We start from the raw sequence: 13,447 nt of genomic DNA on the forward strand, positions 1-13,447 counted from the left end.
GTTCACATCTGGCGACAGACTCTCGCGGCGAGGCGGTTGCGGAGGGCAGCCTGCACCTTCCGCGGGCGGCTGCCGGGCGCCCCCGGTCACGGCGAGCCGTCCGAGGGGCGAGGCCGTCGGCGGTCCGCGTCGCGCTCAGGTCGAGCCGCCTCGTGCGGATCCGGTGCGACGCTTGAACTGGTCCAGACAGCAAAGAAGCCCCCGGACGGTTGGCCTGGGGCTCTTTCGTGGAGCGGGTGACGAGAATCGAACTCGCGCTCTGAGCTTGGGAATCAGCGGTTCTTGAACGGTCGTTCTGGCCTTGACCTGCACGGTCGGCCGAGGCGTGTGGGGTCGGGGTGGTCTCCAGGCGCCGTACCTGACCGCTGTTGTCCGCTCTGCTGGGCACGGATGGGGCACGAGGGCTGGCGGTGCAACGGGACCTGCCGAGGTGCGTGCTCTGGGTGGGCTGGTGGGTCAGATAGGGATGATGCGGATCTGGTTGCCGCGGAGCTTGGTCATGTCGGCGCTGTCGGACGTCAGCAAAGCGACCGGTCTCGGCTGGCGGAGCGCGACCTCGGTGACCGTGGCGTCGATGGCGTACGTGTGGCCGTGCAGTCCGGCGCCTTTGAGTAGTTCCGCCGCCGCCTTGGCCGCCTGCTCGGTGATCGGTTCCACCTTGACGCGGGGCAGAGCCCAGTTCAGGCGGGGCATGTTGGTGCGGGAGTGGCTGACTTCCACGGTGGTGTTCGCCCCGATCACGAGGTCAGCTCCCATGTCGTGAAACACCTGCAGCATCGCGAGGAGCTTGCGGTCCTGCGCGATCCAGACGGACAGCCCTTCCGAGTCCAGGACGACGGTCTCGATGCGCTCGCTCACGCGGCATCCGCGCCCGTGGATGTGCCGGCGGAGCCGAAGATCTTCCCGCGGGCCTCGGCGAGCTCATCGTCGCTGAAGGGTCCGTGCTCCTCCTCGTGACGGCGGAGGTCGTCGCCCAGGAGCTGGTGCCGGATCTGGCGGGCTACGGCTTCCGCCACGTAGCCGGAGACGTTGTCCGTGAGCTTGCGGAGTTCCGGCCCCAGTCATTGACCAGGGCCTTCGTCGTGGAGCGCGTGACGAGAATCGAACTTGCGCCCTGAGCTTGGGAATCAACTGTGCTTGGGCCGTTGAAGTGGCTTTGACCTGTGTTTTCCCGCTGGGTGGACTGTATGGCTATGGGCTCTGGGGGCCGCACCTGACCGTTGTTGTCCGCTCCGCTGGGCACGGATGGGGCACGGCTGGCTGAGCCTGAGCGGACAGTTCTTCTCTCCTTCAGACATCGAGCCGCGCCCCTATTGCGTCGCGTCGCAGTCCTCGCAGCGGCTCACAGCCACCCGCTTGGCGTTGCCCTGAGTGGCGCGGAGCGGGCTGGAGGGCGCCAGGCGGCGCCAGGCCCCGGGTGACGGGGTGAGCACCCAGCCATAGCGGGGTGGCCGGATGTCGGCCGGGACGATGTGCGTGCAGCCAGGAAGGTGGGCCTTGCCACTGGCGTGGATGATGATCGCGGCTGCCGGCCAGCCCTCCCACTCGCTGATGGGTGCGCTTCTGCGTGGTGCGGGCCTAGCGCAGTCCGCGCAGTTGTGCATTTCGTGGCGTTCGCAGTACTGCGTCGTCATCACCCTGTCAGGTATCGAGCCGTTGCTCGGCGCGTTCGAGCCAGCTTCGGTACCAGTGCGCGAAGCCATGTCCGGTCGGCTCGATGCCCCGGTCCATCGGTCTCAGATCCTCCCAGATGGCACCCCGGTGCAGGCCTGTCATCACCAGCAGCGACGTATAGCCGCATCCCTGCTCGCTGAGGAACACCGCGCCCGCTTCCTGCGCGTCGTGCAGCTCCTCGTAGCGCGCGTCCCACGTCGCGTGAGCATGACGGACTCCTCGTCGGTCGCAAAGGCGTCCTTCACGGGCTCCTGATCGTCGAGCGCGTCGAGCTCACCCTGCAGCACCTCGGCCACGAAGGGCCGCCCGGCGAACTCGGCGGTGGTCGGCTGGGCGGAGAACGCGAGCCCGATGCCGCGCCACTGCCACCCACCGTCGCCCAAGGACGGTGTCATCAGGCCGTAGTGGGGACCGGCCCCACCTGCTCCGACATGGAGGAGAAAGCTCCGATACTGCGCGGGCAGACCGACGCCCAGGTCCGCCTCCACCGCCCGGAGCTGCTCCTCGCTCATGACCGGACCGAGGCGAAAGCCGTGCCCCTGCGCGCCGAAGACCTTTTCTGATTGCGGGTGTTCGGCGAGCCGGAGAACCCGCTCCCGCACCCCCACCCACGTGACCTCATGCATGAGCAATCTCCAGCCTCTCTGTTGCTCCTGGAGCATCACTCGCTGCCAGGCTCTGGCCCATCGATCAGATTCGGGCGGAGCCACTCCGCACGCCGCCACGAATCTGGCCAGTACCAATGCTGAGGGGAAGCGTTGCCCCAAAAGGACCTCATTGATCGTCGTCGGAGCGAGCGCCCGACCTGGCGACCTACGCTTCAGTTCAGCGAGGGATGGCTGGCCGGCCTGGATTCGAAGAACTCGCATCCCCCGAACCAGTTCAGCAGGCGTCGAAACCAGGTCTGGGTCAGAGCCAAGAATCCCCTCATTGGGTTGTCCCAGGTGTGCACGTCTGCGTCGTCCCAGGCGTCCCATGAGATCCATAGCTTCCTCTGCGCTCCCGTCAGCCATGAAGACCATCGCTAACAGGAGGTTATGCAGCCGTCGCGAACCCTTGCCTGACATGGCCCTCGACACAGTCGACTCTGACATGCGAAGGGATTCAGCTATCTCGCGGTTCGTCAACTCAGCTCGGTCTCGAAGTGTGCGCATCCACCGAGCAGCGTCGAGCTCCGGCCCGGAACCAGCTGGCAACGGCTTCTCAGGCCGGCCCATCTTGAGGCTTACCTCGACTCGGCGCGACGGGGCCACGCAGAATCAGTTCGTGCAGCCAAAAGGCTTACTATCACCAAGAGCAACTCGATGTTTTCCGCAGGTGTGCCGTGCAGGACAAGGAGCACGATCACCACCAACGCCAGGTCCGATACGAGTCGACCGCGCCCGACGGGACCACCAGGTACGCACCTACACCGCTCGGGCCCACCATCAGCCTCAGTACCCACAAGACCCTCCTTAGCTCTGGCAGCAGGTCGGAGTCGCGATACCGCTCCTGTGCATGCAGCATGCGGTGGTGTCGACCTCCAACGCGAGCACGTCAGACGGTTCTTGCAGCGAGTTACGTATACCTGTACTGCAAAAACCTGACTTCTCATGAGACCTCTCACCTGGGAAGATCTCGATTGTTCTTGCAGTTCCATACGAGTTCTTCCGTGGGCGACGGCCCGCACCGCACGACGTCGGATCCGGGTGACGGCATCTGCCTGCACTGGTCATGACCTACAGCAACAGCAGGACGCAGCAGCCTGTCAACAGTGGCCGGTGACCGCCCTCCCTGTGGCGCTCAGAGATCACTGTTGCGCGACGGCACTTTCGACTTACCACGTGTTTACTGGCGATCCAACCATTCTGTTAGGTCTTTGAGTCTGGTTACTACTTCGGTTTGCATCCACCGCGGCAGGTGGGCGGCGTGCAGAACATGGGACGCGTAGCGTTCGGTAACGACAATGTCGCAGTACGGCACCGCGATGCTTAGCGCATCAATATCGAAGATGTCGTTCGACTCCCATGACTTCTCCCGGTTGCGATGTGCCGCGGTCGTGAGGGTCGTATGGATTTCGGCGCTTGGCATGCAGTCCGCAAAGGCCCTGATTGACTCTCTGCCCGTGACTACTTCAGCAAGTTCCTTGCCCCGGTCAAGGAGTGCCTGGGTGAGCATGTCGATGACTTCGAGAGACATGTACCGGGCCTGCACTACGTCGCGCAGACGGTTCCAATACTTTGGATGATCGTCGAGGCGTTTAGCTAGCTTCCGTTCCGATTCCGCTCGGTTTTCCGCACTTCTCCTAGCGGCTGTAGGGTCCCACCCATTTGCCTTTAGGTCTGGCACCTCGGCGTCGGTGGGCCCTCGCAGCATGGAGCGCTCAAGCTGCTCACGGGCATTCGCGAGCATCAGATCAAAAGCGACTGGCCCATCTGGCGAGGCGGCGCGAGCCTCGTCGGTGACATCACCGGAAGCTGAACGGATAGACAAGCCGCCCCGCATACCCATGGCATGACCGATGCCGTGCCCCAGCAGATCGATATCTGCAAGATGCGGCGAAGTGATGTCGAGTGCACGGTCCAATGCTGCCTCAACCTCCAGCCGCATGATGTGCGTCCTAGAGAGCAAGGTGGTGAAGCCCGAGATCTTTTCCATCACATCACCGATGTCTGCTCGCTGGCGGGGATCCCGGATCCCCGCCATTTCCATGTAGTGAGTCAGAGACAAGGGGAAGAGGTACAGCCCGGAACTGGCAGCAGCTCGCACCGCGGTGAGCGCTGGCTGGTAGGCAGCCCCGTCTCGGTGTCCCGTAGCGGCCTTGGCCAGGCTGATCCAATGGTTGAGATCCAGGTAGACGAGGCGCTGTCCCGTCCGGGGTCGAACTAGGTGACCGGGCCAGGCGTACGTAGGGGGCTGCCGTGGTGCCATGGAGATCATTCTGCCAACCCCAGGGCTCTGGAACCTCCGAATATGGGGGGCTTCTCCTCGGTGCACGACGTAGGACGCCGCCGTTCGCGGCTCACACGCTCCTCCCACACGGTCCGTGAGGGCCGCTGTGGGGCCCGGACAGAGGATGCCACACCCGGATGGGCCTTAGCAGCCTCTGTCGTTGAACGCTGTTTACCACACCCATTAACACGGTTCTGGCGTGGCTAGTGCCGCTCCGTAGCTCTAGCCACGCCTGTCAGTCAGGTTCCTACCGGTCGCACTGAGGGATCGCGGGACGCGATCGCATGCTTCGTTCCTGATCAGCGCGCTGCGCGGGGCAGTGAACGCAGTCATCGAGCGCGCGAGCTTCCACGAATGGGCCCCAGATGCCAGTGTTGCTCGCTACCCTGCTTACCTCATGAGTGCCACCAACTACGCCAGCGGGGGAATGAGTGCTCAGCATCTCTGAAGTCGAAAACTTTGGCGCTATTGACGCTGATGCGGATGATCTTCTTCGAGAGTGTTTTCAGGATCACCCAGCCTATGTCGCGGCTAAGAAGCAGAAAAAAATTCCTGATCCTTGGTAGGAAAGGATCAGGCAAAACTGCCATCTTTAAAAGAATTCTTACGGAGCGTCACCCGAACGAGTTCTCCTATGGCCACTCCTTCGATGATTACCCCTGGCAGCATCACGACCTGCAAGCCCAAGTAGGAGTTCCTGAGGAGAGGCGTTACTTTCACAGTTGGAAATACTTGACCTTGATGGGTTTGGCCAAGGTGCTCCTGAATTCAGATCAAAGTCAGCCGTGGAGCGATGATTCTTTCGAATCGGTGCAAGCGCTTGAGGATTTTGTTGTTGATTCCTATGGGTCGCGCGACCCGGACGTTAGGCAGCTCTTTAGTCCAGAGAAGGAGTTGCGGCTGAAGAGTGTCCTAAAGGTCCCGTTCTTCGAGTTGTCGGGTGAGCGTGTTCGAGTTAGGGAATTGCCCCCGCATATTCAGGAAGTGAATCGAGCAATTCAAGAGCACGTTTTGCGCGCCTTGAATCCGAATAATTCGTATTATATCTGTTTCGACCAGCTCGACCTTGGCTTTGTGAAGTCCCAGGAGTCTTACTCGCAGCGACTGGTTGGTCTCATCCTTGCTGCCCGCGATCTCTTTTTGGCCGCCCGGGAGCGCGGCAAGAAGCTCAACGTTGTCGTGTTTCTGCGCGACGACATTTACCAAGATCTGCAATTCGAGGATAAGAATAAGATCACGGAAAACTTCACCAGCCTGGTCCAGTGGAACGAATCTGGTTCCGGGCTGACGCTGAAGAAGTTGATGGAGAGTCGGTTTACCAACGTACTTGGCAGCGGCGGGGATCCCGTGATCCCCTGGGAGGACGTGTTCGATGAGACTCAAGAAATGCCGAGTCGGCAGACAAAATACAAACACATTTGCGATCGAACGTTTTTGCGGCCTAGGGATGTGATTAAATTTTGCAATGAAGTTCTGGAGCAGTATAAGTCACCTCTTTTTGCGGCGAGAGGGCAGTTCGACAACGAGGCGGTTCATGAAGCCAGGTCGGGTTATTCTGACTACCTGCTGAATGAATTGGACGACGAAATCGCCAAACATGTTCCGCAGTATAAGGAGTACCTGGAAGTTGTGAAAGAACTGGGCGCTATGCAGTTCTCTCTAGTCGACTTCAGTGCTGCTTGGTCACGGCGCTCGACTTTGGCTGATATTTCGGCAAAGGTTGGACTTTCTCAGTTGTTCGAATTCTCGGTTGTTGGGTACTTGAAGCCGGGAGGGCGCGGGGGTGGCTCTGAGTATGTATGGAGGTATCGGGATCCGCGTGCTCGCTTTAATGCGACATCTGAAGTGTTCCGGATCCACGCAGGCTTTAAGGAAGCGCTAGATTTGACTCGTCAGAGCGCTTAGAGGCTACTCGCCTCCAGGTGGTCGGCGGAGCGGCTTTGGTCGGTGTCCTGCACGGTTTGGGGATGAGCATGATCAGGGGGCCGTACGCTGGCCGGCAACTCGGGCCGGCTGTGACCCTGCCCGGAATTTGAACAAGTGGCCCCCTGGTCTTCTTCGGCGCGGAACCCTAACCGGGGAGGTGGCTAAAGCCGTGGAGCCGACCGCTCCAGCCACAGCGGCATTCTTCCCCATCATGGTGCTCGCCCCAGCCGCGCGACCGGCGTAGGAGGAGAGCGCGCGGCGAGCGGACGAGCCGCCCTGATGAAGAAGGGAAAGTTCTACCCCGCTGGGAGCTGCCTGCCGCAGCTTGTATGCCGGACGCGGCCGTCGACCGCGCTCATCTGAAGCGATCGACGGCCACGTCCGGAGGCCGTCAGGCCGCCGCAGCGGCCTCGCGGCCCCTTCGCGTCCGGCGGTGGAGGATCTCGTCGAAGGTGGCGCGGGCGCCCGTGGGGTCGATGTAGTGCATGGCCAGGAGCGCTGCAATGACGGAGCCGACCAGGTCGTTCTGGACCTCGGACCAGGTGTGGGCGTCGCCGCAGGTGGTGAGGCCCTTCAGGCCGTGGAGGGCATGCATGGCTTCGCCGGCTTCCTCGGCGACCTTGCCGACCTGGAGGGCTTTGAGCTCCTCGTCGGGGAGGTGGGCGCCGGCCGCTCGGCAGACGGCGGAGAGCTTCTCGATGTTGTCCCACAGGGTGTCCACGTCGGACCTCCGATCGATGGGTTCGGCTATTCCTGTGCGGGTCGTCCGAGCTGGCGTACGGTCCATCCGGCCATGCGCCAGGCGTCGGCGTCGATGAGGTTGCGGAGGTCGACGAGGACCTGGTCCGCGACCAGTGGAGCGAGGGCCTTGGGGTCGGCCTCGCGGAAGTGGGGCCATTCGGTGGCCAGGACGATCAGCTCGGCCGCCTCGACGGAGTCTTCGAGGCTTTCGCAGTAGTCGAGTTCGGGGTGGCGGCGCAGTGCTGTGGGCACGGCGTGCGGGTCGTGGACGGTGACGGTCGCGCCGCGCTGGTGCATGAGCGCTGAGATCGCCAAGGCCGGGGATTCCCGGACGTCGTCGGTTCCGGCCTTGAAGGAAGCACCCCAGACGGTGATGCGTACGCCGTCGACGGGTCGGCCGAGGGTCTGCTCGATGAGCTTCAGTGCGGCGGTGGGGCGGGATTCGTTTACCTCCTCCGCCGCGCGCAGCATGGTCGCTGCCTCGGCGGCGCCCAGGGTGCGGGCGGAGGCGGTGAAGGCGCGGACGTCCTTCGGGAGGCAGCCGCCGCCGTAGCCGGGGCCGGCGTTCAGGCCGCCGCGGCCGATGCGGGGGTCCAGGCCGATGGCATCGGTGAGCTGCTGGACGTCGGCTCCGGCGGCGGTGCACATGTCGGCGACGCCGTTGATGAAGGAGATCTTCATGCCGAGGTAGGCGTTGGCGGCGCCCTTGATGAGTTCGGCGGTGGCGGGGTCGGTCACGAACAGCGGGATGCCGTTCGCCAGGAGGGGCGCGTAGACCTGGCGTACCGCGTCCTCGGCGCGGGCCGAGGGCACGCCCACGACGATGCGGTCGGGGCGCAGGGTGTCGTCGATGGCGTGGCCTTCGCGCAGGAACTCGGGGTTCCAGACGACCTCCACGTCCTCACCGGCCGGAGAGAGCCGGGCGAGGAGAGCACCGAGGTCGCGGGAGGTGCCGACGGTGACCGTGGACTTCCCGACGATGACGGTCGGGCGGGTCAGGTGCGGGGCGAGGGCACGGGCTGCGCCGAAGACCTGCCCGGTGTCGTAGCTCCGTCCGTCCGCGTCGATCGGCGTGCCCACGGCGAGGAAGTGGATGTCGGCGAACTCGGCCGCCTCTGCGAGGCTGGTGGTGAACCGCAGGCGTCCAGTAGCGGTGTGGGCGCTGAGGAGCTCCGGCAGGCCGTCCTCGTAGATGGGGCACTCGCCGGCGTTGAGACGGTCGATCTTCGCCTGGTCCAGGTCCACGCCGATGACCTCGTGGCCGATCTCGGCCATAGCAGCGGCGTGGGGGATGCCCAGGTGACCACAACCGATGACGGATACGCGCATGGGGTCGACGCTCCTTTCCTTGCCTCTCGCCCGCCCAGAGGAGTCCGGGCCGGCCGGGTGCGTCACGCTAGCGCCAACACCCGGCATGGCCCTCTTCGTGCAGGTGGATCAACCAGCTTGCTGCTTCAGAAGGTTGACGAGGGCGGGTAGCGCCTCGGCGGCGGTTGCCCGGCACACCAGGTCGCCGTCCTGGGGCCCTTCCAGCGGGTACGGCATGAACTGGCCGTCGCGCCAGAAACCCTCCGGGTCCAGGTAGACGACCTGCATGCCGCGAGCGCGGGCGCGAGCCTGGACCTTGCGGCGGTCGGCGTGCAGGCCGACGACGAGAAGGGCCTTGGCACCGTCGACCCACTCGACATCGGGTACGGCCTGGTCGTACCGGCGCATGAAGCACTCGTCGAGCCCGGCGCGCGCCGCGAGCACGTCGAAGTTGTTGGTGATGACAGGGCCGACGAGGTGCCCCGCGTCCTTCAGTTCCTTGAGCGCCCACATGGCCGGGGTCGGCTCGGCCAGGAAGCATGCGCGGAACATCTCCACGAATTCCGCCGCCTTCTCCTCCGGCTCTGTCAGCAGCTCGTGGAGGAGGGTGTCCGCTGTCGGGGAGAGGGTGAAGCGGTGTTCCCGCGGTTCGTGGCCCTGGCGGTCGGTGACCCGGTAGATCTCGTGGAGACGGTGCAGGGGCGGGATACCCGCCTCGACCGACGTACCGCATCCGATCTCCACCTGGAACGGCAGCAGGTCCGCGAGGACGGACAGGTCCGTGACGCGGGTCGGCGTACCGGGGCGGTCCTTGCACCTGATCCCGGTGGAGAGGACGTTCCACGGCAGCTGCCGCACCGAGGGCGGCGGTGCGTAGGACACCGAGGCGATCTGCACGTCCAGGCTCCGGTAGCCGACGGGGAAGGTACGGCCCGCAGCGGCGTCCTGGGGGTGGACGTCGTGCTCGGTGATCCGGCACTTCAGATCCCGACGTGTCCATAAGAATCCACCGGGAGCCTCCTTCCAGCCGCCGGTGGCGAGCGAGTCCCACAGGGCGTCGTGGTGCGCGTCGATCTCGTCCGCGGGAGCGGTAGCGGAGTGGTAGAGGTACAGGTCGGTCAGGCCGATGGCCGGCGCAGCGGTGGTGGGGACCAGGCCGTACCGGTAGCGGTAGTGGATGATCCGCCGCCGGGCGTCGTCGTCGGCAGTCCAGCCGCTCTGTTCGGCCGTGGCCTTCTCCTGCGTACGGCGCCAGATGCCTTCCTCGATGTAGCGGGGTCGGTCGGCGTCGCCGAAATAGGTTTTCCAGACCTGCTGTTGGTCGGGGGTGAGCTGGTCGATGACGATGTACGGGATGTCCATGATCTCTCCCTGGAGAATCACGCCTGGATGTTCCGGGTGCATGGCAGGCTCCGTTGGCCGGGAAGGTGGGGTGAACGACCCGGACAGCGGAGCGGAGTCAGCGGTCGGAGGGCGGGCTCGCGTCCGTTGAGACGGCGGCGGGCTGGTGACCGAGGCCGTTGAGGAGCGGGACGGCCTGCTCACGCAGTGCCCAGGCCGGGCCCACCAGGCCGGCGACCGCCAGAAGCGTGAGCGCGATGCCTCCGCCTTCGGGGCGTACGGAGCGCGGCGCGGCTTTTCGGGCGTGGCGTCGCCGAGCTCCATTCACAGGGTGCCGCCGAGGGCCCGTCCGTGTGCGTCGACGAGGCGGCTGGTCTGCTGGTGCAGCCACTCCAGCTCGACAGAGGTGAGGATGAGCGCGCCAACGAGGGTCGAGCCGTCATCCAAGTGCAACTCGATGGGAACCGATCCCTGCCGGGCACGCGGGTCGTAGACCGCGTCCCGTCCGGCCGAGAGCGTGGCGTGGGTGGCCCTCACCGGCACGGGACTGAGCGTCGTCCCGTCAGCGGGCGCGGACCACGGGGCCCCGCCCCCGGGCGGACGCAGGTGGTACGTCGTAGCGGAGCCCTCACCGGGGAGAGCGACCACGACCCCGACACGGCCATCGCGAGCGCTGTCCGTTGCGAGGTCGCCGAGCCGTGGAACGAACGGTGCTGCCGTACCTAACTCGGCTCCCTGCGAGGGAAGATGAGAAGAACGTCGTCGCGTCATGCCCCGAAGTTAGGGACAGGACGGGCCTCGAATATGAGCCGGAGGAATACGACCCCTATCCGTCCAGGTGAAAGCGGTCGGACATGTGCCGCAGCTTCTCCCTCGTGGCTGCCCGTTCCGCGTAGACGATGCTGCGAAGCGTTGAACGGGCGATGGGGTGGTTCCGTACGAGCTGCGGCGCGATCCGCTCAGCCGTCTCCAGCTCGGTGAGGGCCTTTGCCCGGTTCCCGTCCCACAGCCAGGCCCGTGCGACGTCCATGTGGTGGTGACCCTGACGGGAGTTGGGCAGCGCCCCGACCAAGCTCGGGCTGGTGCGGCGGCTTATCTCCAGAGCTTTGCCCTGCTCGCCCATTTCCAGGGCCACGCTGATCGCGTGGATCTGCACGTTTCCGGCGGAGAACGTCAGCGAATGCCGGTCGTACACCGGTGCCCCGACGTACGCGTCCATGCGTTCAGCCGCGTCCTTCGCATGTCCGATCCGGTCCTCCGCTTCCGATGGACGGTTGGCCCGAGCGGCGGAGATGGCCGCCCGAAGCTGAAGCGTGCCCCAAGCCCGCACAGCCAGCGGATCACCATGCTCGTACGGCTGTTGCACCGAGGCGATCGCCTTGTCCGAGAGGGTCAGAGCGTCGGTCCAGTCAGCGGTCGCCCACATGTCCCAGACGCGCATCCAGTCGGCGACGGCCGGCAGCACCGGATCTCCCGACAACCTGGCAGACCACGCGGCCCGTTCGCACGCCATGGCCACCAGCTCCGGGTGTCCGAGGGCGTGCGCGGCGGTGTGCGCGAACTTGCAGCAGACGGCGTAAATGGCATACGCCTCTTCCCGCTCGTGCCCGTCCGAGTCCTCCGCCAGGGTGCGCGCTTCCCGGAACAGGTCCGGGAGAACTCGGAGGATCGCGACGTTGGAGGCGGTGTCCCGCAGGCGGTGCAGCCGGGTCACCTCACGCCATAGCTGTGAGGCCGGGCGGGGAACCCCGTCGAAGACGGGAACGAGGTCGTAGCGACGCAGCTCGCGCAGGATCGACGAAGCGGCGATCTGCCACTGGCTGTCGTCGGGGGAGCTGCTGTACGGGCGTCCGATCAGGTCGTTCGGATGGACGTGCAGCTCTGCGGCCACCTGGTTGAGCAGGCCGACCCGGTCCAGCTCGATCAGGCCACGCTCCATCTTCGACACCCAGCCCTGCGACTTCCCGAGAGCCGTCGCCAGGTCGGCCTGCGGCATGCCCAGCCGCAGCCTCGCCCTGCGAGCGCGCTTGCCGATCTCCTCGGCTTCCTCCAGCATCAGGACACCTCCCAGCCGCCGGACGATCCGGCGCGACCGCCGGTCTGTCCGTACAGAGTTCGTCTCCTGCACGGTACCCATGACGCGGCTTCAGCGTGAGACGAGCTGCAAGGACAGTCGGGGCCACGGCCCGTGTACCGCTGTCCCGTCCTGAACGGCGAGTCCGAGACCGGAGGCACTTCTGTCCGCCATTCAGCGCCCGGACAGCCACAAGGCATTGATCCTGAAGCCGCCGGTGCCGAGTGACAGCGGATCATGGGGATGAGGGACATTCCACGTCGCACACCGCCGGAGGCAGCTAGTGATCACCGTGACCGTCCTCCATCCTGGAACCATGGGCGCGGCGATCACTGCCGAGCTCGTCGCCGGCGGCCATGAGGCGCTGTCGGTGACCAAGGGCCGCAGTGAGAACACCTGGCTCCGAGGGAGAGAGGCCGGTGCCACGGCGTACGACTCGCTCGCGGAAGCGCTGGCCCGAAGCGCGGTCGTTCTCTCGGTCTGCCCACCACAGGCGGCGGAGGACGTCGCGGCGGCGGTGGCAGCGCACGGCTTCGCGGGGGTGTACGCCGACGTCAACGCCATCAGCCCTCAACGCGTACGGCGCATCGCTGACGAGATCCGCCCCGGCTCCGCAGTTGTCGACGGTGCCGTTTTCGGTCAGCCGCCAGGCGAGGGGCGTGCCACACGGCTCTATCTCGCAGGGGCCGACTCTGCCGTCGAGCTGGTGGCGTCGCTGTTCACGGACTCTGCGCTGCACGTGTGCGGGGTCGGTGACGCCGTCGGTTCCGCTTCGGCTCTGAAGATGGCCTTTGCCAGTTACCAGAAGGCCGCTCGCACTCTCGCCGGCATCGCTCACGCGCTCGCCGACGCCCATGGAGTCGGTGATCAGCTCACGGCCGAAGCCGAGATCATGATCTCCGCGATCCTCTCCGATCCGGAGTACCTGCCGAGTGTTGCAGCCCGAGCCTGGCGCTGGGCACCTGAGATGGAAGAGGTCGCCGACACCCTCCGCGCGGCCGACCTGCCCCCGGACATGGCCGAGGCCACGGCTCGGGTACTCGCTTTCTGGGAGCAGGACAAGGACCAGTACGTCTTGCCGGTCGTGCACACCCTCTCCCAGCTCCGGTCAGAAAAGAGCCGTTGATTCGTTCACGCTGAGGGGTAGCCGCTGGACGATCACCTCCGCCGAGGGCGAGACGCGGGAATGGTGGGTGGGGCCGTCGCCGCAGGTTCGGGCGAGGGCACGTGGCGTAGTCCGGTGCTGCGAGCTTGTGCCGCCAGAGCTCGTCGACTGGGAGCCGGCCTCTGCGAGAGCCGATTTACGCGCCAGGTGAGGGTGCGTGCCGGGGAGCGTGCGTCGTCGAGGGCTCGTTCGTCCGCTGCCTGCTGCAGCAGGCGTTTGGGGGCGTGGCCCGCTGCCTCTGCTTCGGCCAATGCGGTGGTGAGCGCCTGCGAGGGTTCCGCCGGCGG

Annotated in this window: 11 protein-coding genes and 1 pseudogene; 2 read left to right on the forward strand and 10 right to left on the reverse strand. The window is 65.4% G+C overall.

What is annotated here, in order from left to right:
* Positions 1-456: 456 nt before the first annotated feature.
* From CR470_RS05580 to CR470_RS39055, 4 genes are all read right to left on the reverse strand, one after another.
* Positions 457-858, reverse strand: a complete 402-nt coding sequence (locus tag CR470_RS05580; protein ID WP_097866459.1) for a DNA-binding protein — start codon at positions 856-858, stop codon at positions 457-459.
* The gene (locus tag CR470_RS05585) at positions 855-1,061 is read right to left on the reverse strand and encodes a hypothetical protein (protein WP_097866460.1); all 207 of its coding nucleotides are present in this window, start codon (positions 1,059-1,061) and stop codon (positions 855-857) included. The genes CR470_RS05580 and CR470_RS05585 overlap by 4 nt, the downstream gene beginning before the upstream one ends.
* Positions 1,062-1,775: 714 nt before the next feature.
* Positions 1,776-2,300, reverse strand: coding sequence for an SMI1/KNR4 family protein (locus CR470_RS05590; RefSeq protein WP_143663775.1), 525 nt, complete (start codon positions 2,298-2,300; stop codon positions 1,776-1,778).
* A 1,201-nt stretch (positions 2,301-3,501) separates the two neighbouring features.
* A complete protein-coding gene (locus tag CR470_RS39055) occupies positions 3,502-4,584 on the reverse strand; it encodes a hypothetical protein (protein ID WP_179892157.1) in 1,083 nt (360 codons plus the stop codon).
* Between the two features lie 504 nt (positions 4,585-5,088).
* Here CR470_RS39055 and CR470_RS39060 point away from each other — a divergent pair.
* Positions 5,089-6,510 (forward strand): P-loop ATPase, Sll1717 family, encoded by a 1,422-nt coding sequence (locus CR470_RS39060; protein WP_143663777.1) that lies wholly within the window; start codon positions 5,089-5,091, stop codon positions 6,508-6,510.
* Positions 6,511-6,922: 412 nt separating this feature from the next.
* Here the strand turns inward: CR470_RS39060 and CR470_RS05600 are convergent, their stop codons facing one another.
* The 5 genes from CR470_RS05600 to CR470_RS05625 all read right to left on the reverse strand — a co-directional run bounded on the left by CR470_RS05600 (position 6,923) and on the right by CR470_RS05625 (position 11,977).
* Complete coding sequence (locus CR470_RS05600) at positions 6,923-7,252, reverse strand: MazG-like family protein (protein WP_097866463.1); 330 nt, start codon at positions 7,250-7,252, stop codon at positions 6,923-6,925.
* A gap of 26 nt (positions 7,253-7,278) precedes the next feature.
* Positions 7,279-8,601, reverse strand: a complete 1,323-nt coding sequence (locus CR470_RS05605) for a UDP-glucose dehydrogenase family protein (RefSeq protein ID WP_097866464.1) — start codon at positions 8,599-8,601, stop codon at positions 7,279-7,281.
* 108 nt (positions 8,602-8,709) lie between these two features.
* Positions 8,710-9,942: a hypothetical protein gene (locus CR470_RS05610; protein ID WP_097866488.1), complete on the reverse strand. Its 1,233-nt coding sequence runs from the start codon at positions 9,940-9,942 to the stop codon at positions 8,710-8,712.
* Positions 9,943-10,245: 303 nt separating this feature from the next.
* Complete coding sequence (locus CR470_RS05620) at positions 10,246-10,464, reverse strand: hypothetical protein (protein ID WP_097866489.1); 219 nt, start codon at positions 10,462-10,464, stop codon at positions 10,246-10,248.
* A 283-nt stretch (positions 10,465-10,747) separates the two neighbouring features.
* Positions 10,748-11,977 (reverse strand): helix-turn-helix domain-containing protein, encoded by a 1,230-nt coding sequence (locus CR470_RS05625; protein ID WP_097866490.1) that lies wholly within the window; start codon positions 11,975-11,977, stop codon positions 10,748-10,750.
* Positions 11,978-12,278: 301 nt separating this feature from the next.
* On the opposite strand from CR470_RS05625, the gene CR470_RS05630 reads away from it, so the two are divergent.
* Positions 12,279-13,121, forward strand: a complete 843-nt coding sequence (locus CR470_RS05630) for an NAD(P)-dependent oxidoreductase (RefSeq protein ID WP_097866466.1) — start codon at positions 12,279-12,281, stop codon at positions 13,119-13,121.
* 32 nt (positions 13,122-13,153) lie between these two features.
* Here CR470_RS05630 and CR470_RS40335 read toward each other — a convergent pair.
* A pseudogene (locus CR470_RS40335) lies at positions 13,154-13,432 on the reverse strand (mobilization protein); the annotation flags it as partial.
* Between the last annotated feature and the right edge of the window lie 15 nt (positions 13,433-13,447).

It is taken from the genome of Streptomyces sp. rh34, from assembly GCF_002551245.1.
Classification (GTDB): domain Bacteria; phylum Actinomycetota; class Actinomycetes; order Streptomycetales; family Streptomycetaceae; genus Streptomyces.

Excerpts from the sequence above, each read along its gene's own strand:
- CR470_RS05590 (WP_143663775.1), bottom strand. The coding sequence starts at position 2,300 with ATGCATGAGGTCACGTGGGTGGGGGTGCGGGAGCGGGTTCTCCGGCTC.
- CR470_RS39055 (WP_179892157.1), bottom strand. The coding sequence starts at position 4,584 with ATGGCACCACGGCAGCCCCCTACGTACGCCTGGCCCGGTCACCTAGTT.
- CR470_RS39060 (WP_143663777.1), top strand. The coding sequence starts at position 5,089 with ATGATCTTCTTCGAGAGTGTTTTCAGGATCACCCAGCCTATGTCGCGG.
- CR470_RS05605 (WP_097866464.1), bottom strand. The coding sequence starts at position 8,601 with ATGCGCGTATCCGTCATCGGTTGTGGTCACCTGGGCATCCCCCACGCC.
- CR470_RS05610 (WP_097866488.1), bottom strand. The coding sequence starts at position 9,942 with ATGGACATCCCGTACATCGTCATCGACCAGCTCACCCCCGACCAACAG.
- CR470_RS05625 (WP_097866490.1), bottom strand. The coding sequence starts at position 11,977 with ATGCTGGAGGAAGCCGAGGAGATCGGCAAGCGCGCTCGCAGGGCGAGG.